Below are 20,897 nucleotides of genomic sequence, written 5' to 3'. Positions count from 1 at the left end.
GAAAAAATGATGCACTTATTGAAAATATTGATGAAATTTGTGGTGTTCACTTATATATGTATTCAGTAGCCCAAATCCATGCTATCCTTGGCCGTCAGACCGACGCACTCGTTGATCCTACATTGGAAATTTTCGATTTAGCCTATGATACGCGTAAAATCCGGCACGGAGAGCATAGTCTTTTTTTTGCGCTAAAGGGTATTCGTGATGGACATGCTTTTATTGGCGATGCTTACCAGAAAGGCGTTCGCGCCTTTGTTGTATCACAGCGAGATTTAGATCTCAGTCTGTATCCCGCTGGAAATTTTATTTGGGTAAAAGATGTCTTGCTCGCCCTGCAGCGGCTTGCCAGCTACCATCGTGCACAGTTCAAAAAGCCTGTTATCGGCATCACAGGAAGCAATGGTAAGACGGTTGTTAAAGAATGGCTTACCCAATTGTTGCAGGGGGATAAGCAGGTCTATCAAAGTCCGAAAAGTTACAATTCCCAACTGGGGGTAGCGTTGGCACTGTGGAACCTATCTGACGATTATGACTGTGCTATCATCGAAGCCGGAATAAGCCAGCCGGGCGAGATGGCGTCGCTGGAGGCCATGATTCAACCGGATATAGGTATCTTTACCAATATCGGCACCGCCCATGCGCAAGGCTTCAGTACGAAGCAGGAGAAAATACGCGAAAAGCTTCAATTATTTATCCACAGTAGCGATCTTTTGTTTTCTTCGCGATATGATATCGGTCCTTTTTTGTCAAAAGGCGTGCGGGGCTTCACCTTCGGATATATGTCGTTGGATGATGTGCAGATTTTGCAGATCGCGGATGACGGGAGCCTAGCAACAACGATAAAGCTCTCTTATGCGCGGGAAGTGGCAACTTTTTCTATTCCCTTCCGGGATAAGGCTTCGATAGAGAATATATTGATCTGTATAACAGCACTTCTATTTTTCGGTTATCCGTTGGCTAAGATTACGGGCAAGCTTGCCAAGCTGAGACCGCTGGATATGCGACTACAGCTAAAGAAAGGAAAGAACGGCTGTTCTATCATCGACGATAGCTATTCCAACGATTTGGGGTCTTTGCAGATTGCACTGGATTTTCTATTTCAACAGCAACAGCATAGCAAACGCACGCTTATCCTTTCCGACATGGCAGGACTTGACAATAAACTGCGGCAAAAGCTATTGGATCTGCTGCGACGTCAAGAGCTCGATCGTATCATATTGGTGGGATCAGGGACTTATTTTTTGCAGGACGGTTTGCATACAGAAGTCTTGTTTTTTAAAACAACAGATGAGCTGTTGTCCGCCATGCGAAATCTTACTTTTGAGCAAGAGTCCATCTTGATTAAAGGAAGTAGGGCTTTCCATTTGGAAGAGGTTAGTAAGGTGCTGGTTGCAAAATCGCATGAAACGGTCTTGGAAATTAACCTTAATGCATTGGAGCACAATTTGCAGCTATATCGAGGGATGTTGCCCTCCGGTGTGAAACTGATGGCCATGGTAAAAGCATTTTCTTACGGTAGCGGAAGCTATGAGGTAGCTAACTTGTTGCAGTTTAATAAAGTGGACTACCTGACCGTGGCGTTTGCGGATGAGGGCGTGGAGCTGCGACAAAGTGGTATTACCCTGCCAATTATGGTTTTAAGTCCTGACGAACAAGTTTTTGAGACATTGGTCGCCCACGAACTAGAACCTGAAATATACAGTTTTCGAATTTTGAACGCCCTTATCGCTTTTCTCCGCCGTCGGCATATTAAACATTTTCCGATACACTTGAAGATTGACACAGGTATGCATCGGCTGGGGTTCATGCCCGATGAGATGGAAAAATTAATGGAGGCGTTGTGCCATACGGACACCGTCCGCCCAATTAGCATACTTTCCCATCTTGTTGCTTCGGGAAATGTAGATCATGATGATTTTACACGACATCAAATAGCAGCATTTAGGCATTGTGCCGCGGCGCTCGAGGATGCAACTGGTTTTCCGCTAATCAAGCATATTGCCAACACCTCCGGTATCACGCGTTGGCCGGGCGCATATATGGATATGGTGCGTCTCGGTATAGGGCTTTATGGAGTGGATACGAGCCATACCCTGGATCTGGAACTGGTCGGAACGTTAAAAACTACGATTACGCAGATCAAAACATTGCCCGCTGGCGAGACCGTGGGATACGACAGAAAAGGCATATTAACGCGTCCTAGTCGGATTGCTACCGTGAAAATCGGTTATGCCGATGGCTACAATCGGAGGTTCGGTCACGGGGCGGGACAAATGGCGGTCAATGGGCAGTTGGTGCCTACAGTGGGAGCGATTTGCATGGACATGTGCATGCTGGATGTTACGGATATCGTGGCGCACGAGGAAGATGAGGTGTTGGTATTTCCGGATTTACTACAAGCAGCGTCCAATATCGGGACAATACCCTATGAATTGTTGGTCAATATTTCATCCCGAGTGAAAAGGGTGTATTTTTACGGATAAATAGCGCATGAGTATGATAAAAAAAGTTTCACAGACACTTCTGTATTATTTAATAAAAGGGGCATTGGTCGTTGTGCCTGTAGCTGGGGCCGTTTTTTTAATTATTTGGGCCGTTGCCTCATTGGATAATGCGCTGAATTTAACTTCGCATTTCTTACAGGATGAACATGGGCATCCGCTTTACATACCGGGTATCGGTATTCTTACCGTATTGTGCGCATTGATCTTGGTGGGATTAATTTTTACCAATTTGGTCACCGCGCCGATACGTGCATGGTTAAAAAGGTCGATCAATAAAATTCCGCTTTTCAATACCTTGTACTCGTCTATCAAGGATTTTACGGAAGCTTTTGTTGGCGATGCCAAGAAATTCAACGAACCGGTTTTGGTATTGGTCAACGAAACAGGCTTGAAGAAGATTGGGTTTCTTACCCAGCGTGATTTGGATACAATCGGTTTGCCCGACGAAGTCGTAGTTTATTTCCCGTATTCATATTCGGTGGCTGGACAGGTGGTAGTCGTAAAATCCTCACACGTGCAGAAGCTGAATATGAGCGCGACCGATGCGATGAAGCTGGTCGTTTCCGGAGGCGTCAGCGGCCTTGAATAGCGTGATATGGGTAGTTTTCTAGATAGTATTTTTGGTAGTAAGATCGAGCTGGATTTGGTAAAGATCGATCTTGAGGCTAAACTTTGTTTTCATGAGAGCCGTGCAGATAGTCACTTGGCCAACTTGGTGTTTACGATGCTCAATAAGCAACGGCAACAAGAATTTTTACAGTATATGGGGCAACTTTCTCAGCTTTCCGAGGAGGAGAAGATACCCGTTAGCAGGGAAATAGAACTACTTCGACAATATATCGGATTTTATCAAGATGCATTGGACGATCAGCTTTACTTGCAGTTCGATTATCAAGTGGAATTGGAGAGAGATGTTCCGGCCTTTATACTTTTTCCATTAGTTCGCAATGCGATTACAAACGGTTACAATAGCATGCAAAAATTTCCGGTAAAGATCAAGATTCGTGTTTATGAAAAAGCAATGCTCATGGAAGTTAGCAATCATGTAAACCACCATATCGCGTCGCAGGAAAACAATCCGTATGTCGATCATTACAAAAGCCGTCTGATTTCATGCTATGCGGACAAGTACGACCTGCTTTTCAACAGTAATAGCCATACCTTTAAAAGCAACTTACACATTTGTATATAAATCGATAGAAGAAAAAATCCTGCTGACAAACAGTTGTCATTATTGCCTTTAATTTTGAGGTATCATAATAAGGAAGCGATTCCTTAACGATGAGTGACACAGGATTTACACACTTTAAATTAATTTATATGAACACATCGATCATTGTATCCAAAGCTGAGTTTTTGACCCATTGGTTAGGCCACCGTACGTTGACACGTCGTACGATCGAAAAATTTCCGGAAAAAGAATTGTTTCACTACAGTATAGGCGGTATGCGCCCATTCGCAGATTTGGTAAAGGAGCTTCTTTCCATTGCCGAGCCCGGGCTTCGCGGCATAGTACAGCAAAAGGAGGAACCTTATAACCACGATATTGGCTTGTCAACCAAAGAAGAGCTTTTGGCACGATGGGATGAAGACACACCCAAAATTATCGATTGGTACAATCAAATTCCGGAAGCAGACTTTCACAAAGAATATAACCTTTTCGGTGAATACAAATTTCCGATTTACAGTAATCTACTATATTTTGTCGACAACGAAATCCATCATCGTGGTCAGGGTTTTGTGTATCTTCGCTCATTAGGCATTGAGCCTCCATTTTTTTGGGACCGTTACTAAAACGCGATAACGAAAAAAAGATCGCTAAAGACGAACAATAAAAATTTAAGTTTTGATGGAAACCAAATCTACGATCTGCACGGAACTTGCACGTTTGCTCTTGCTTGTCGGCTTTCTGGTAGCCTTGGCACTCTTTTAATCGGTTAGCCTAAAGCAACAGGCGATATTCATAGCCGGTCACATGTGATACATCTTGTATGGAAGGGTGGGAGAGATCCCGCCCTTCCATCATGCTGTTATTTCAGTATGTGTTTTACGCCTTCGAACGTCATCTTCACAGGATTAATATGACCATTTTCATCGAAAGTCATTTCATCTATGCAGGTTTCTCGCTCATGTGCACTGGTTTTTCCAAGTGGTCGGCGGTGGTAAACAATGTAATATTTATCTTCGTCTGGTGCTTTGATAACGGAATGGTGTCCCGCACCGGTAGCAATTTTAGGGTCTTGCTCCAATATGGTGTTTATACGTTTGAAAGGGCCAAAAGGGCTATCTGCTATAGCGTAGGCTACTTTGTAGTCCGGGCCTGTCCATCCGCCTTCAGACCACATAAAATAGTATTTATTGTTTCGGATAAACATAAAAGGCCCTTCTACGTAGTTTTCTGGTGTCACCTCTTTATATATACTGCCATCTTCGAACGGAACTAATTTCGTGAAATCGTCACTTAACTTGACGACGTTACAATGCCTCCAACCACCATAGAACATATAATGTTGGCCATCTTTATCCTTAAATACAAATTGATCGATAGGCTGTGCGCCATTTACAATCTCGTTAATTAATGGTTTGCCCAAAACGTCTTTGTAAGGCCCTTCCGGACGATCAGCTACTGCTACGCCAATTCCACCAATTTCTCCCTCATGCACATCATTGGCACCGAAGAAAAAATAATATTTTCCGTCTTTTTGGATTACGCTGGGCGCCCACATGGCTTTATCAGCCCATTTTACCTCGTTCGTGTCGATGATACGTGAATGTTTTTTCCAATTGACCAAATCTTTCGAAGAGAATGCATCGAAGAATATCTGCTGCTCGTAAGGTGCGGAATATGTCGGAAAGATCCAGTATTCGTTATTATACACGATACCTTCGGGATCGGCATACCAGCCAGGTATTACAGGGTTCTTCTGTGCAAAACCAACAGTTCCGCATAACAGGGCAAAAAGGCTTAGTGCTGTTTTTTTCTTAATCATGTTTTCGAGTTAGGTAGGTATAAATATACAAAAACCTTTTAGCAAACGTGGTATATTTGAAGAATGTGTGGGCAACATTGCGCTAAACCTTGATGTTTTGGAGGATTTCGCGTACGCAGTCTTTCAAGCTATCTGGTTCCAAAATACGGGCGCAATCGGCAAAACGGATATACCAACGTGCGAATTCTTGTATGGAGTTACTGCTTTGGAATGTCATGATCACCGTTTGGTCACTTACTTCTTCGGATGTGAACCCGAAATGCATGCGATCCCATTGCAGGTAACGCGCGTATGTTTTGTCAACGGAAATGCTGATCCGGATCGATGGATGGGCATCCTGTTTTTCGATGTAATGGTTCAGTGGTTTATGTACCCTGCTGAAAGGTTCATCGGTAAGCATTATTTTTTGTATTCGATCAATACGAAAATGACGGTGAGTTTCCCGGAGGTGGCAATAAGCAACGAAGTACCAAAAATGGCTTTCGTGAAAAACCCCTACTGGCTCTATCCGACGTGTGTTTGCGGTTTCACGATGTACGGCTCGATATTCCATCTGAATAATTTTCCGGAGAGAAATGCCTTCAAAAAGCACGGATAGCGCTTCCGGAACCTTTTCATTAAACATAAAGTTCGTGGATGACATCCACATGTTTTCTTCCAATGTCATCATATTCGATTTGTCGCTATACCGAAGATAGGATCGAACTTTGCCGATAGCTGTGCTAAAGTTTAGGAACATATGATGATCGACAAATTTCTGCATCAATTTTTCCGAGGCGGCGAGGCTTAGGATTTCTTCCTTCGTAAAGCTAGCTGGTGCAAGCTTATATCCTTCCGATAAGCCATAACCGGTTCCGGCTTCGCCATATATTGGGATACCTGCTTGCTCCAGTGCGCGCATATCCCGATAGATTGTTCGCAGGCTAACGCCAAAGCGTTCAGCTAAATCCTGCGCCTTAACCACGGACTTCCCCTGCAACTGGAAATAGATAGCGAGAATGCGATGAAAACGCTTGGTGATATCCATGCGTAAATATACGAATATGGCACCGAATATAATTTACGTAGGGCTTAATCGTGTTTGGTTTTTTTTCGAAGGTAGCGGTATAGTTCTACTTGGGATCGATGGGGCGGCTTACCATCGTCTACATACCTGTTGTCCAATTCATTGTTTAAGATACGTGCTTTAACGTTGTCCTTTAGCTGAATGGCCAACATGTCGATCAGCTCCTTTTTAATCTTTTTATTGGTTATTCGGATGGCGGCTTCGACGCGATGATCCAAGTTCCTTGTCATCCAATCTGCCGAAGAAATGTAGAGTAATTCCTTTCCGGCCGCGTGGAAATAAAGCACCCGTGCGTGTTCCAAATATTCATCTACGATACTGATAGCATGTAAAGGCTCTTTAAATTTCTTTTGATTAATCGCACAGTAAATACCGCGTACGATCATATCCACCTTGACACCAGCATCTGCAGCATCATACAATTTTTTTATCAAAAGTTTGTCGCTTAAGGAATTCACCTTGATGACGACATGTGCTTTTCGACCTGCTTTCGCTTCAATAATTTCTTTGTCAACATGTTCTAACAATGTTTCTCGCATATCAATGGGGCACAACAGCATTGTTTTGCATGGCTTTAAGCTTTGATAGATATCGACTTTTGGCTTTTTCAGTGCCGCGAATATTTTGTTGATATCTGCCATTACGCCGCGGTTGCTTGTCATTAAGCAGTAATCTCCATAGATCTTTGCGGTTTTTTCATTTATATTACCCGTACTTACAAATCCAAACTGAACGGTCTTGTTGTGTACCCTTTTTTTGATGATGCAAAGCTTAGCATGGACTTTCTTGTCAGGGATGCCGAGCAACACCTTAATCCCTTCCATTTCAAAACGCTCTTTCCATTCGAGATTATGTTCCTCATCAAAACGGGCCCGAAGTTCGAGCATGACGGTTACCTCTTTACCGTTACGTGCGGCGTTTACCAAGGCATTCGCGATTTTGGAGTTCTCGGCCATCCGATAGATGGTGATCTGTATGGACCGTACATCTGGATCCATGGCCGATTCGCGCAGCAGGTCGATCACGGGCATGAACGTATGGTAGGGGAACGAAAGTAGAACGTCCTTCTTTACCAATACATCGCTCACCCGTTGTCGGCCTGCAAAATCAGGGTGTTCAAACGACGTACGTTCCTTCAAACGATTTTCCAACTTGAACACTTTTGGAAAGTCCATGAAATGTTTAAAATTATGGATCTTCTGGCCGGGGATAATGCTGTCTTTTTTGGAAAGATTTAACTTTTTGATCAGGAATTCCACCAGGGCTGGATCCATATCTTTATCAAATACGAATCGCGTTGGTTTTCCTTTCCTTCGATTCTTGATACCTTTTTCTATTTTTTCTACTAAACTGGTATTGATATCGTTATCTAGATCAAACTCGGCATCTTTTGTGATTTTAAAAGCATGGGCTCGAAAGCTATCGAAGCCGAAATACGAGAAAATATAGGGTAGGTTAAATTTAATAACGTCTTCTAATAACATCACGTGCTTTTCTCCTTTCGGCGATGGAAGAAGCAAGAAACGACCATTTGTACGTGTAGGGTTTTCGATAATGGCAAATCTCGTTTCATACTCCCAGTCGGTTTTACGCATGGCAATACCGAGATAAAGGCTTTTGTCTCGAAGATAAGGCATGGCCCTAGCCTCATCAAGTAAGAGCGGGATCACATTGGATTCGACTTCATCTTCATAATAGCGCTTAACAAATTGTTGCTGTTCCTCGTTAAGTTCAATATCGGTTTTGATAAAAACACGCTGTTTGGCCATCTCTACTTGTATTTTGTGCCAAGTGCTGTCAAATTTCCGTTGCTGTTTGATGACCAAATCATGCAGCTCTTCCAATATTGTCTGCGGTTTTTCGAAAAATATCTCTTTGGCCTCTTTCTCATTAAAAATGAGCGCACGTTTAAGTCCAGCAACGCGCACCCTGAAAAATTCGTCCAAGTTATTGGAAAATATACCAAGAAACTTTATGCGCTCGGATAGCGGAACATGTTCGTCTGCTGCTTCCTGCAATACCCGGCCGTTAAAGCTTAACCAGCTGATATCTCGAGGGTTGAATTTTTTTGTCATCTTTTTCTTGACCACATTCTTGAAGCTTTAAATATAGGTTTGCAATATATCCTAAATATAATAAAAATATTAACAAGATGTTAACTCCGTACGTAGCACTATACGGATGAAATGACTGACAATAGAGCGCCAAATAACGCAAAACATGCCAAATTTTTTTGATAGGTCGCTATAAAACGAAATGCTTATCCGCCAAATTTGTTGACAGATAAGCGGAAAGCTGCTACATGGTCGTTTTGACGCGTGCAGCAGCTTTCTATGACAAGTTGATGGTAGCTTGGTGAGGTATCGGGCAGCTACATGATCTTTGTTGCGAAGAAACGCATAGGGATGGTTTCTTTGCAAACGTATGTTAATTTTTTTTTATGCCCAAGTAGGTGACGATTGCTTTGTTGAACGCGGCGAGATCATCAGGGGTCCGACTGGTGATTAAGTTCGAATCAATCACAACTTCTGTGTCTTCCCAATCAGCACCGGCGTGGATCAGGTCTGTTTTAATGTTTTTAACAGATGTTAGTCGCTTGTTTTTCACAAAGCCATTTTCTGTGAGGATTAACGGGCCGTGGCAGATGGCTGCAATCAATTTATCGTGCTCCACAAAATGATCGATAAAGGAGATGCTTTCTTCACTAACACGTAATTTATCAGGATTGATGACACCACCAGGCAATATTACCGCGCAATAGCTCGACGGATCGGCTTCACTTACCGCTACGTCAACAGCAAACTCACTGCCCCAGTCGGTATGGTTCCAGGATTTTATATGTTCGTTCGCATTGGGCGAGATTATATGAACCTCATAGCCTCGCTCTTCTAATGTTTGTTTGGGCGATGTCAACTCAATTTCTTCAAATCCTACTTCTGTTAGGATGGCTATCTTTTCTTTCATAATTTTCCTTATTTATACTGATAAACGAACGGTGCTGAGGAAATAAAGTTTTCACCAACATTATTTCCAAAAGCGTATCTTTGCACGATGTCAACAGATTTGATTTCGCAAGATACAATTGTTGCCTTAGCCACCTCTCCCGGAGCTAACGGTGCAATTGCCGTTATCCGTTTATCGGGCTCGCAGGCTATCCATATTACAAACTCGATATTTCGAGGTAAAGATCTGCGTGAACAAGCGTCGCATACAATACATTTTGGTACGATTCGTGACCAGAACGAGATTATCGACGAAGTGTTGGTATCCCTGTTTATCGGACCAAACTCGTACACCAAGGAACATGTGGTGGAAATCTCCACGCATAATTCAAAGTATATCATCGAGCGTGTCATTAATCTGTTGTTGAAGCATGGCGCTCGGGCCGCTCAAGCCGGTGAATTTACGCTGCGAGCGTTCTTGAATGGCGGTCTAGACCTTTCGCAGGCGGAGGCTGTTGCGGATCTGATTGCATCAAATTCTGCTGCATCGCATCAAGTGGCTATGCAACAGATGCGCGGTGGTTTTTCCAATCAATTGAAAGGTCTACGTGAGGATCTTGTTCACTTCGCGTCGTTGATCGAACTGGAGCTGGATTTTGGTGAAGAAGATGTCGAGTTTGCCAACAGGGATCAGCTGAAAAGCTTGATTGACCATATTCACCAAGTAATCCGTCGTTTAATTGCCTCGTTTGAGCAGGGCAACGTTTTGAAAAATGGGGTTCCTGTTGTGATTGCTGGAAAGCCTAATGTCGGAAAATCTACGCTGTTGAATGCGTTGCTGAACGAAGAACGTGCCATTGTCTCTGAAATAGCAGGCACAACGCGTGATACGATCGAAGATGAGATCAATATTCAGGGGGTAACCTTCCGTTTTATCGATACGGCGGGAATTCGAGAAACACAAGATATAATCGAAGCGAAAGGTGTAGAGCGAACACGTGAAAAAATGAAGCAAGCACGGTTGATTATTTACTTGTTCGATCCCACGCAAGATACGGTGGTTGAGGTGCAGCAACAAATTGCGGATGTCGCCCAGTTGTCTATTCCTTTTGTCACCCTAATCAATAAGTCAGATTTGTTGTCAGTAGCGCAGCGTGAAGAATATGCGGTGCTTTCTCCCGTTTATATATCGGCAAAACAGGGCGCGGGTATAGAGGAGCTAAAAGAGGAACTTTTGCATCAGGTGAATGTCGCAAATGTCCAAGTCGATGATGTTTTGGTAACCAACATAAGGCATTTGGAAGCGCTCCAAAAAACGTTGGAATCTCTAGATAGGGTATTTTACGGTATCGATAACCCTGTTACATCGGATTTTTTAGCGATGGATATTCGACAGGCGCTATATCATTTAGGTGAAATAACGGGTGCGGTTACTACCGATGACTTATTGGAAAATATTTTTTCTAAATTTTGTATCGGAAAATAATTCTAGTTTTTCTTACTTTATCTTGTTGTCTTTTGCTTGATTTTAATAATCATATCTGCTAGCTTTTGGTCCACTCTTGTCCGGAATTTTGGCAGCACGCATTCGTAAAACAACATTACTACGCTGGAATTTTATTGTAAATAACCTTCATTCCGTTTTTTTGATCGCGTATCGGCGGAACTTAGTAAACAATGCGACAAGTTCAGGTTAGAAGCTAACAAGAACCTGATCAGATTATCCAATTTGGCTGTCGAGACGTGCTGCCTGAGCATGACTGTTATCGCACATGAAATTGCGGATGCCCATCGTGTCATTTGGTGATTTAACTTTTTTAGATTTGGCGGTATCCGTTTGGCAGGAAGATTGTGAGATAACCATGTCTCAAACATGGATGATAGATTGGAAAATAAGCAATAGATTAGGAAAATGGTACGTAAACAAAGGATTGAAATTCATTCCCTTAAACTGATATGGATCAGTTTTTTTGCAGGTTTGTGGGGTATGGGATACGCGCAGGTAGGGGATAAGCAGCAGGTCGAAAAGGGAACATCTAATGAGCGTTGGGAGGAAACGCGAGCTTCGGTTATGGATTCCTTTGACATTGTCCGCGATTACCGTCCGATGCTAGCAGATGCGGTAAAGATACGTCGAAGCCCAGATATGAACATCGACCGGAGGGCATTGGAGATCGAGGTTCGCCAAGTTGCTGCAAGCTTGTATTTCGAAAGGAATGAATTCAAAGAACCTTATCATTATCCTTTACCGGAGCGATATCCCAATGCCCCGCGGAGCAACATCGATAATAACAGGATCGGTATCTTGGCTTATCGAGCTGGCGAATTTGAAAGATCGGCATCCATCCTCAAGAAAGTGGAACCGGCGGATGCTTTTTATCAAAGTTCGATCATTGCGTTAGGTTATATTTCCCTAAAAACCGGCGATAAGACAGGTGCCCGGAATGCCTTTTTTAAGGCGTCGAAGATGGATTTTGACCGGGAATTGAAAACGGATGCACTATACAACTACGCCAAGACTCTATATAGCTTGGACTCCGTACAAGCTTCCCTCAAACCCCTCCAAGATTATCTTTCGATGAAATATGCAGACCGCGCTCCGGATGCAAAGAAAACGGAAACCACGGAAACACGGATGATGGACGTGCTGTCGGGTAGCAGTAATTTTGAGGCGGCAGTATATTTGTTGGAGTCATTCAAAACTAGGGATCGTAAAGCCGATATGGCCTACCAAAAAATAACGTACTACCGCGGCATGGAGTTCTACAACGAGCGTGCGTTCGAAAATAGCATATCGATTTTCATGCGGTCAGAAAAATTCCCTTTCGATCCCGAGATGGCAGCGTTGGCTACATATTGGAAAGCAGAGGCGATGTATGAAGTGCGCAAATACGGCGAGGCGGTGGAAAATTTCTCACGGTTCCTCCGTTTGCCTGCTGCGCAAAACACCGCGGTATACAATTATGCAAACTATGCCTTGGCGTATTCGGCATTCCGTATCAATAGATATAGCGTGGCAGCGCAATCTTTTGAACGCTTCTTGTCTACGGAAGAAAGTTCATCGGATGAACGTATACGTTATGATGTGATAGCGCGTTTAGGTGATTCGTATCTGTCTATGCGTAATTATGGGCGCGCTAATGCGTACTATAACCAACTCATCAGCAGTAAAGCGCCGAACCAAGACTACGCGTTGTTCCAACTCGGTATTATTCAGGGGTTGGAGGGAGATAATGCTGCCAAAATTAATACGTTGCGATCCGTTGTTGAAAAATTTCCAGGTTCAAATTACGCAGATGATGTGGCGTTCGAGATCCCCTATGTATATTTCACCCAAGGGGAGTATGATTCCGCGATTGAAGGACTGCAAAAGATGATCGAAAGATACCCTCGCAGCAGCTATGTTCCAAGGGCGCTGATGACGATCGGCCTCGTACAGTACAATAAGAATGATACAGATGCGGCGATGGCTACATTCCAAAAGGTGGTGAAAGATTATGCGACGACCGATGAGGCAGCACAAGCGCTTCTTTCCATCGAAAACATCTATCTGGATCGAGGAGATGCAACAAGCTATATCCAATATGCCACCGGCAGCAATGTTACGGAGCTGAGCGTCGCACAACAAGATGACTTGGCATTCAAGATAGGCCGTACATTGTTTTCTAGAGGACAATATGGCCCCGCTGCGGAGGCTATCGACGCCTATTTTGATAAGTTTCCGAAACCACGGCAAGAGAAGTATGCGCGTTACATTAGAGGGGTGAGCTTATACCATACGGGGCATCCGCAAGAGGCCTTACACGACTTAAATATTATTCTCAATGACTGGACAAGTCCGTATACGGAGAACACCTTGCTCACTGTGGCAGCTCTGTATCTGGATCTGAAGCAGTATAACGAGGCCATAGTTCACCTAAAAAAGCTAGAACTTAATGCTGATTATAAGAAAAACTATGGTTACGCCGTAACAAATTTAATGATCTGTTATTTTGAAATAGGCGATGTGGAGCAGATGAATAAATATCTAAAATTGATCAAAAATTATGATCGGGCATCTGACGAAGAGATTGCGACAGCGCACCTGTACAGTGCAAAGGCGATGTTGAAGCAAGGTGACGCGAAGTCTGCGATGGACGAACTGAATTTGTCTGCGCTCAAGAGCCAAGCGGCGGTCAGTGCTGAAGCTCGGTACCGTGTTGGACTCTTGCAATATGAAAATAAGGAGTACGGGAAAGCAGAAAAGTCGGCTTTTGACGTGATAGAAAATATGAATGGCCATGATTATTGGGTGGCTAAAAGTTTCATCTTGCTTGCAGATACTTACGCACGTAGCGGCAATGTACAACAGGCAAAACGCACGTTAGAAAGTGTGATAGAAAATTATACAGAAGATGACGATGTCATTCCTTCTGCGAAAGACCGTCTGAAGAAGTTGAAATGATCGGACGTTATTTCTAAAAGGTGTACAACATGAATCGACGTTCGTATTTCCGGTTCAGATGGATAAATAGCTCGTTGCGATTCAATTTCGGATACACCTGAGGGAAGACGTCCCGGTGAGAAAAGCCGCGTCGCATTTGCGGCACGTTTGGTCAGGCAAATCCTAGGCACCACGGTCTATACTATTTTGACAGATAATGGTCAAAATACGCCTTTTTATAGGGGAAGGTTTGTTTTTTTGCTAGAAAATGAGGTATTTTGGGTGGTATTATTTTAACAGTTATGAGCCATCATCCTATCAAAGAAGTAACTCCTTTGCGTGAAACGGAATGTTTTACTGTCTTTCATAGAGAGAAGGATAAGTTTGACTTTCCTTATCATTATCACGAAGAATATGAACTCAATATGATTTTGGATGCCGCGGGTGCACAGCGCATTGTCGGAGATAGGGTTGATACCATTGATAATTTTGAGCTCGTACTGACAGGACCGAACCTTCCACACGGGTGGTTTAACCACGAATGTACCTCCGATAAAATTGTCGAAGTTACGATACAATGGAATAAAGACTTGTTCAGTGAACAATTTCTCCATAAAAATCAATTGAATTTTATAAAGCGCATGTTTCAGCTGAGTCGCTTTGGAATAAAATTCTCCAAAGAAACCGTAAAAAAAATTCTTCCCGAGATACTTCGCTTACATACCATCACCGGATTCGATTCCGTGATAACATTGATGCTAATTTTACGGGAATTGTCTGTAAGTGGAGATACTAAACTGTTGGTTGAAGGGGATATGTTACTGGACAAGACACTCAATTTTCGTAGTAGGCGCTTGGACAACGCTTTCGAATTTATGAACAAAAATTTTGGCAACCTCATTACACTGAGACAAGTGGCTGAAGTTGTGAACATGTCTGAAGTATCTTTTTCCAGATTTATAAAGAAGAGAACCGGAAAGACATTTATTGATAATCTTAATGAAATCCGTTTGGGGCATGCTACCCGCATGCTAATAGAGACCAGTAACACGGTCGCCGAGATCTGTTATCTGTGCGGTTTTAATAATATTTCCAACTTTAACCGGGCTTTCAAGCGTAAAAAAAATTGTACCCCCTCTGACTATCGAATGAACTTCAGTGGTAGCCGCGTATTTATCTAAAAAGATAAAATAATATATATCCCGTTTCTTTATACATAGGTGCTGAGTAGTGATTATACTATTTAAAGTATAATATTTGGTTAAAATAGTATTGATGTCCAAAGGAGGTATTGGAATATCTTTGTCTAAAGCTGCAGGCTAACCAATTTATGAGGCGATCCGAATGACGGATCACGTTCAAGTTGCCTAGAGAAGCTATGTATAAATCTAAATGTTATCTATATGAGAAGAAGTGTATTAAAAACCTGCGCTGCATTTTGTGGCATGCTGTTCACTATCCAAATGGCTGTGGGGCAAAGCCGCCAGGTATCAGGGGTGGTACGGGATAGCGAAGGGCGGCCATTAGCTGGCGTCACGGTCAAGGCGGGTGGACAAACGGCGACCACTGACCAAGCGGGTACTTATCGTATCACGGTTGAAGGTGCAACAGCAGCATTGACCTTCACATCAGTAGGTTTACAGCCTTTGGATGTGGCGGTAAACAACCGCGAGGAGATCAACGCAGTACTGACCGGTACGGCTGTTGATCTGGATGACGTGGTCGTAGTAGGGTATGGAGGGGTTAAAAAAAGTGATCTGACTGGCTCCGTAGCTACATTGAAGGGAAGTGACCTGAACAGAACACCCGCTTCGTCGGTTGATCAACTCTTGCAGGGAAAAATTCCAGGTGTTCAGGTAGCGATATCCAGTGGTCAGCCAGGGGCCGGCGCGACCGTACGGATCCGTGGGAACAGCTCTTTGAGCGGTTCTAACGCTCCACTTGTGGTGGTTGACGGTTTTCCGTGGGGTGATGCTGGCGATCTCAAACAAATAAACCCCGATGATATTGAATCCATAGAAGTGTTGAAGGATGCATCTTCAGCGGCTATTTATGGATCAAGAGGAGCGAATGGTGTTATTATGGTGACGACGAAAAAAGCAAGAGCCGGTACACCACGGATCACCTTGAATACCTTGCACACCTTGTCATCTTTATCCGTAAAACCAGACCTTTGGCGAGATGGGATCGAAGAGGCAGTCTACGCAAACGAAGCCGCACGAAACGGGGGAACTCCGCTTAGCCAACTCCCCTATCTTGGCGAAGTAAGAAGCGGTGTATATTTTCCGTCGATAGCCGAATTACGGGGATTGGATCCAAACAAACCGCAATGGTCGACTAATACCGATTGGGTCAATCTTGTCTATAGAAATCCTTTTTCGCAAAATTACACCTTGGGTATAGATGGAGGTTCCGACAATACGAAATACAGCATGTCCGGTAACTATTATAAGGAAGAAGGACTGGCTATCAAAAATGCCTATGATAAGTATACCGGTCGACTGAATCTAGACCAAAAGGTTAATCATGCAATTTCTGCTGGAACAAATATTATACTGACCTATACGAATAATACAGGACAAAACCTGAGTGCCGGTCGTTCGCGAATTTTTCCAGTGTATGATGAGAATGGTAATTATTTTCGGACATCGGCAATGGATTTTGGAAACCCGATTGCCATCGCCAATGAAGTATTGAATAAATCTAAAACAATCGATGTCCTCGGAACATTGTTTTTCAACGTTAAGTTTACTGAGTGGCTGCAGTTCCGAACACAATTAAGTACGAAGTTTGGAAATGCAGTGGGGGATGTGTACGAACCAGCAAGCGTCACGTTTAGGGGATATGAAAATACGGGCTATGGGGCAACAAATAACTTCAACAATAACGAACTGGTTAATGAAAACTACCTTACCTTGGATAAAACTTTTCATGACATACATCGTCTGAACGTAGTAGGAGGTTTTTCTTTGCAAAATTCCAAAACGCGCACCAGTAATCTCATGGGGATGAATTTTGTGAATGATAATCTCCAAAACGAAAACCTCAATAGCGCCAAGACAAAGGTAATTAGCAACGGTCTCTCGGCTTCCACCTTGCACTCTTGGTTTGGTCGGGCGAATTATGCATTACTGGATAAATATCTAGTTACGGTTACAGGACGTGCCGATGGTTCCACCAAATTTGGAGATAACAATAAATGGGCATTTTTCCCGTCAGCAGCCATTGCCTGGAAGCTGAACGAAGAATCGTTTATGAGTGATATTTCATTTTTTTCTGAATTGAAGATGCGGGCAAGCTACGGTTTGACTGGGAATCAGGGTATATCGCCTTACCAAACATTAGACCGATTTGGTTCGGAACGATATTACGTAGGTGCTCAAAACGGCTTTATGACCGGTTTTGGACCGGGGCTTGCGGGAGCAAATAACGAACAGGGATTGACGATTGTTGGTGGGCTTGGAAATAAAAGCTTGAAATGGGAAACTACGACGTCCTATGATATCGGGCTGGATATCGGTTTGATGGATCAAAGGTTTACAGTGACCTTGGATTATTATAATAAACACACTAAGGATCTGCTACGTACCAGAACCATTGCGCCCTCCTCGGGTTTCGATCAACAGTGGGTGAATGATGGCGAAATCAGCAACCGTGGGTTTGAGTTGGGTTTTAACGCACATATTATACAACAAGACGATCTTTTTTGGTCAGTTGGCGGAAATTTCGCGTTGAATAGAAATAAAGTGATCGCTATGGGAGAGAGTGATCGGGTAGTGACCGGATCGCTCATCGAAATGGTACGACAGAATATCAACCATTTCATTATTGGCCAGCCGATGTATGCTTTTTACGGATATCGTGCAAATGGAATCATCCAGTCCCTAGAGGATGGGATCGAAGCAGGACTTACCGGTGCAGAAGCATTGCCCGGAGAGATTAAATATATGGACATCAGTGGCGTAAACGGAGAACCCGATGGGACGATCGACCCCACCTACGATCGGATGGTTATCGGTGATCCCACACCAAACTTTATATATAGCTTCAATACATCGTTATCCTATAAACGGATCGATTTAAGTGCGCAATTTTATGGGGTTTATGGGAATGATATATTCGATCTGCAAAAGATGACGCCGAGTCGGCAGATACAGCGTTGGACTCCTGATAATCCAAGCAACCTCTATCCAAGAGCGAACAATACGAGAGGTTACAAAGCATCGGATTTCTTTGTCGAAGATGGTTCGTTTCTACGGCTGCAAAATCTCACCGTAGGATACAACTTTAGACCCGGTCTTGTTCGTGGAATTAGTACGATCCGCGTGTATGCGTCAGGAAATAACCTAGCGACCTTCACGAAGTTCAATAGAGGATTCGATCCTGAAGTGGGGATCGACGGCATTAATTGGGGGAATTATCCTAGACCAAGGGCTTATTCCTTTGGATTGACAGTTGGATTTTAAACTAAATTGAAAAGAAACATGAACTTTAATAAGATAATAGTAGGCCTTTGTTTGTCTGCGTTGATAGGGGGTACTTTTTTTTCCTGCTCAAAGTTAAGCGAAGAGCCGTATGGTATCGTCAATTCGAACTCGTTTTATAAGACTGCAGATGACGCAGTTTCGGGCTTAATATATGCCTACGCGATCTTACCTGAGGTAGGATATTATTCGCGGGGCTATTACATCATAACAGAGTTGCCTACCGAAAATCTAACGGCTAAATCGGACGCTGGACAGGCTAATTTTGAGCTCGATCAACTTCGGACGACCTCCACGAATGCTGATTTGGATAATCTATGGACGTACCTCTATCGTGGCATCGCACGAGCAAATGCCGTCATTGCAAACGTTCCCAATGTACCCAACATGCCGGAGGCGGATCAGAATCAAATCATCGGCGAGGGGTATTTTCTACGAGCATTACATTATTTTAACTTGGTGCGCTTGTTTGGCGAGGTTCCTCTCCGTTTGGAGCCGTTGGTAGAGGCTGAACAAATTCCTGCCGAAAAATCGACGATCCCCCAGATCTATGAAGTGATTATCAATGACCTCAAACAAGGAGAAGCATTGATGACGCTAAACAAGAATTTTGAAGGAAGGGCCAATAGGGCTGCTGCACAGGCTTTGCTCGCGAAAGTCTACCTGCATATGGCCTCTTCTGGATCGAGCAATGCTTTAGGATACGATTTTGTCGGGAATGCGGATCTGCTTTATCAGGAAGCGCTAACCTATGCGGACAAGGTCGTCAATCAACAGCAGGTTTTCAATTTCACAGATATTCTACCGGATATTTGGAATACGGAGGTCTATAAAAATGCAGCGGTGTCTGAACATATATTCGATGCGGCAGTGGATCGGACGGGAGAGAGAGAAGGCAACTACTCCAAGCTGCCCAATATGTTTCTGCCGGATCCAGGGTTCGTCATGACCATACCGTATAATCCGAGCGATCCAAATTCAAGCATGATTAATATCGGTCGGGGCTGGAATCACTTTCAAATGGAAGCGGCTCACTTTGACAGCTACAACGACAGTGACAAACGTAAGACGGATTTGATCGTATCGCAAGTGGTCAATCCAGATGGTAATACGATTGAGTTGGGAATTAATGATTTTTCTCGACCATTTACCCGTAAGTTCATAGATCCGCTGCGTGACGCCGATAAGATGAGCACCAATTCACCCATTATCCGCTTTTCAGATATTCTTTTAGTGTATGCAGAAGCTGCAGGACCAACAGTAGAAGGTTACGCCGCTGTGAACAAAATCCGGACACGCGCGGGATTGGGACCGCTGCCAGCCAATCTGTCGATGAGCGAATTTCGTCAGGCAGTTATCGAGGAGCGAGCATACGAGCTCGCTTTTGAAGGAAATCGTCTTTTCGACTTGCGACGAACAAACACAATGCAAAAAATTTTGGTTGAGAAATACGGAAAATCGATTACTTCAGGTGCTTATTTCTTTCCTATTCCACAGCGTGAGCTGGACGCAAACCCTCTAATGAAACCTTAATCTATCATATTATGAAAACGAAAATATGTAATCTTTCTTTGTTTATTCTCATACTATTAGGCGGGGCGATCGGCTGTCGAAAAGACCCATATGAAGGTGTGCAGAGCAACGAAAAGTCTATTGAGAATTTTACCATGGGTGAAGGCTTTACGCAAATTGGCGCTGCGGTGGTTGATCGTGAGCTGGGCACCGTGAAGGTTAAGGTATTGGTGGAAAACAATACTGATTTTTCAAAAGTAAAGCCCATTGTGCAGCAATCTTACCGTGCACAGGTCTCGCCGCAATCTGGTCAAGAAGTCAATTTTTTAACAGATGATTATAAACTGACATATACCGTAACGGCGGAAACAGGTGAAGCTCGGGAATGGCAGGTGGAAATTGAACCATTCGAAGAATCGATATTGGGTACATATGACATGCAGGATTTGGTGCTATACGGAGGTACGGGACCTGAATATGGCGGGGGCGGTGTATTATCATTGACCAGTAAACCCTGGATATGGCCGGCAGCGGAAGGTCCGCAAGTGGAACTGGACAATGTGATTACTTTCACGTTAACGGCTGTAACTGCTACGGGCAAGACAACAGGTAAATTCATCCATGATCCAGGTCCGGACGGTACGTTTGCTAACTTTACGTACATTTTGGATCCGCGGACAGATGTCAATCACTTCTATAGGAAGCTTCCAAAAGGAGAAGGGACGTGGGAACGAGATTATACGACAGATGTGCTTACTTTGATCGCTGCTGATGGCTCACGAGTGAGTTGCTCGTTTGTCGGTTCCGGGACAGAGGCATTGGGTAATAACTTAAGCAAAACTATCCAGAACCACGCTTTTGTATTCGCGCTAAACGGTACTGATGATTGGGGCGCAATCTATTCAGATTATGACAAATTTGTCAAAAAGCCCCGTAGGTATTGGATAGAGGTTAAAAAACGTAGTTAGCACAA

At 43.6% G+C, this 20,897-nt stretch carries 14 protein-coding genes; 10 read left to right on the top strand and 4 right to left on the bottom strand.

What is annotated here, in order from left to right:
• Positions 1-56: 56 nt before the first annotated feature.
• From IE165_RS15360 to IE165_RS15345, 4 genes are all read left to right on the top strand, one after another.
• Entirely contained in the window at positions 57-2,486 is a 2,430-nt protein-coding gene (locus tag IE165_RS15360) for a bifunctional UDP-N-acetylmuramoyl-tripeptide:D-alanyl-D-alanine ligase/alanine racemase (RefSeq protein ID WP_189627532.1), read from the top strand.
• Positions 2,487-2,499: 13 nt separating this feature from the next.
• The gene (locus IE165_RS15355) at positions 2,500-3,096 is read left to right on the top strand and encodes a DUF502 domain-containing protein (RefSeq protein ID WP_373297925.1); all 597 of its coding nucleotides are present in this window, start codon (positions 2,500-2,502) and stop codon (positions 3,094-3,096) included.
• A gap of 6 nt (positions 3,097-3,102) precedes the next feature.
• On the top strand, positions 3,103-3,699 hold the full coding sequence (locus IE165_RS15350; RefSeq protein ID WP_189627530.1) for a LytS family sensor histidine kinase: 597 nt from the start codon (positions 3,103-3,105) through the stop codon (positions 3,697-3,699).
• Positions 3,700-3,827: 128 nt separating this feature from the next.
• Entirely contained in the window at positions 3,828-4,301 is a 474-nt protein-coding gene (locus tag IE165_RS15345) for a DinB family protein (protein WP_189627529.1), read from the top strand.
• Between the two features lie 236 nt (positions 4,302-4,537).
• Here the strand turns inward: IE165_RS15345 and IE165_RS15340 are convergent, their stop codons facing one another.
• The 4 genes from IE165_RS15340 to IE165_RS15325 form a co-directional block, all read right to left on the bottom strand.
• Entirely contained in the window at positions 4,538-5,497 is a 960-nt protein-coding gene (locus tag IE165_RS15340; RefSeq protein WP_189627528.1) for a glycoside hydrolase family 43 protein, read from the bottom strand.
• An 82-nt stretch (positions 5,498-5,579) separates the two neighbouring features.
• On the bottom strand, positions 5,580-6,524 hold the full coding sequence (locus tag IE165_RS15335; protein ID WP_189627527.1) for a helix-turn-helix transcriptional regulator: 945 nt from the start codon (positions 6,522-6,524) through the stop codon (positions 5,580-5,582).
• Positions 6,525-6,568: 44 nt separating this feature from the next.
• Positions 6,569-8,638, bottom strand: a complete 2,070-nt coding sequence (gene ppk1, locus IE165_RS15330; protein WP_189627526.1) for a polyphosphate kinase 1 — start codon at positions 8,636-8,638, stop codon at positions 6,569-6,571.
• Between the two features lie 352 nt (positions 8,639-8,990).
• Positions 8,991-9,527 (bottom strand): DJ-1/PfpI/YhbO family deglycase/protease, encoded by a 537-nt coding sequence (locus IE165_RS15325; RefSeq protein ID WP_189627525.1) that lies wholly within the window; start codon positions 9,525-9,527, stop codon positions 8,991-8,993.
• A gap of 87 nt (positions 9,528-9,614) precedes the next feature.
• On the opposite strand from IE165_RS15325, the gene mnmE reads away from it, so the two are divergent.
• The 6 genes from mnmE to IE165_RS15295 all read left to right on the top strand — a co-directional run bounded on the left by mnmE (position 9,615) and on the right by IE165_RS15295 (position 20,892).
• On the top strand, positions 9,615-10,991 hold the full coding sequence (gene mnmE, locus IE165_RS15320; RefSeq protein WP_189627524.1) for a tRNA uridine-5-carboxymethylaminomethyl(34) synthesis GTPase MnmE: 1,377 nt from the start codon (positions 9,615-9,617) through the stop codon (positions 10,989-10,991).
• A 426-nt stretch (positions 10,992-11,417) separates the two neighbouring features.
• Positions 11,418-13,949, top strand: a complete 2,532-nt coding sequence (locus tag IE165_RS15315) for a tetratricopeptide repeat protein (RefSeq protein ID WP_189627523.1) — start codon at positions 11,418-11,420, stop codon at positions 13,947-13,949.
• 281 nt (positions 13,950-14,230) lie between these two features.
• Positions 14,231-15,109, top strand: coding sequence for an AraC family transcriptional regulator (locus IE165_RS15310; protein WP_189627522.1), 879 nt, complete (start codon positions 14,231-14,233; stop codon positions 15,107-15,109).
• A gap of 222 nt (positions 15,110-15,331) precedes the next feature.
• Complete coding sequence (locus IE165_RS15305) at positions 15,332-18,394, top strand: SusC/RagA family TonB-linked outer membrane protein (RefSeq protein WP_189627521.1); 3,063 nt, start codon at positions 15,332-15,334, stop codon at positions 18,392-18,394.
• A gap of 18 nt (positions 18,395-18,412) precedes the next feature.
• Positions 18,413-19,945, top strand: a complete 1,533-nt coding sequence (locus IE165_RS15300) for a RagB/SusD family nutrient uptake outer membrane protein (protein WP_189627520.1) — start codon at positions 18,413-18,415, stop codon at positions 19,943-19,945.
• Positions 19,946-19,956: 11 nt separating this feature from the next.
• Positions 19,957-20,892, top strand: coding sequence for an SGBP N-terminal domain-containing protein (locus IE165_RS15295; protein ID WP_189627519.1), 936 nt, complete (start codon positions 19,957-19,959; stop codon positions 20,890-20,892).
• The last annotated feature ends 5 nt before the right edge of the window (positions 20,893-20,897 follow it).

Source organism: Sphingobacterium griseoflavum (assembly GCF_014653155.1).
GTDB classification, from domain to species: domain Bacteria; phylum Bacteroidota; class Bacteroidia; order Sphingobacteriales; family Sphingobacteriaceae; genus Sphingobacterium; species Sphingobacterium griseoflavum.
Note: the sequence above shows the minus strand (reverse complement) of the source record. Positions and strands in the feature narration are given on the sequence as shown.

Coding starts and splice junctions, on each gene's coding strand:
- IE165_RS15355 (WP_373297925.1), top strand. CDS start 2,500: ATGATAAAAAAAGTTTCACAGACACTTCTGTATTATTTAATAAAAGGG.
- IE165_RS15340 (WP_189627528.1), bottom strand. CDS start 5,497: ATGATTAAGAAAAAAACAGCACTAAGCCTTTTTGCCCTGTTATGCGGA.
- IE165_RS15310 (WP_189627522.1), top strand. CDS start 14,231: ATGAGCCATCATCCTATCAAAGAAGTAACTCCTTTGCGTGAAACGGAA.
- IE165_RS15295 (WP_189627519.1), top strand. CDS start 19,957: ATGAAAACGAAAATATGTAATCTTTCTTTGTTTATTCTCATACTATTA.
- IE165_RS15300 (WP_189627520.1), top strand. CDS start 18,413: ATGAACTTTAATAAGATAATAGTAGGCCTTTGTTTGTCTGCGTTGATA.
- IE165_RS15360 (WP_189627532.1), top strand. CDS start 57: ATGTATTCAGTAGCCCAAATCCATGCTATCCTTGGCCGTCAGACCGAC.
- IE165_RS15325 (WP_189627525.1), bottom strand. CDS start 9,527: ATGAAAGAAAAGATAGCCATCCTAACAGAAGTAGGATTTGAAGAAATT.
- IE165_RS15305 (WP_189627521.1), top strand. CDS start 15,332: ATGAGAAGAAGTGTATTAAAAACCTGCGCTGCATTTTGTGGCATGCTG.
- IE165_RS15315 (WP_189627523.1), top strand. CDS start 11,418: ATGGTACGTAAACAAAGGATTGAAATTCATTCCCTTAAACTGATATGG.
- mnmE (WP_189627524.1), top strand. CDS start 9,615: ATGTCAACAGATTTGATTTCGCAAGATACAATTGTTGCCTTAGCCACC.
- IE165_RS15350 (WP_189627530.1), top strand. CDS start 3,103: ATGGGTAGTTTTCTAGATAGTATTTTTGGTAGTAAGATCGAGCTGGAT.
- ppk1 (WP_189627526.1), bottom strand. CDS start 8,638: ATGACAAAAAAATTCAACCCTCGAGATATCAGCTGGTTAAGCTTTAAC.
- IE165_RS15335 (WP_189627527.1), bottom strand. CDS start 6,524: ATGGATATCACCAAGCGTTTTCATCGCATTCTCGCTATCTATTTCCAG.
- IE165_RS15345 (WP_189627529.1), top strand. CDS start 3,828: ATGAACACATCGATCATTGTATCCAAAGCTGAGTTTTTGACCCATTGG.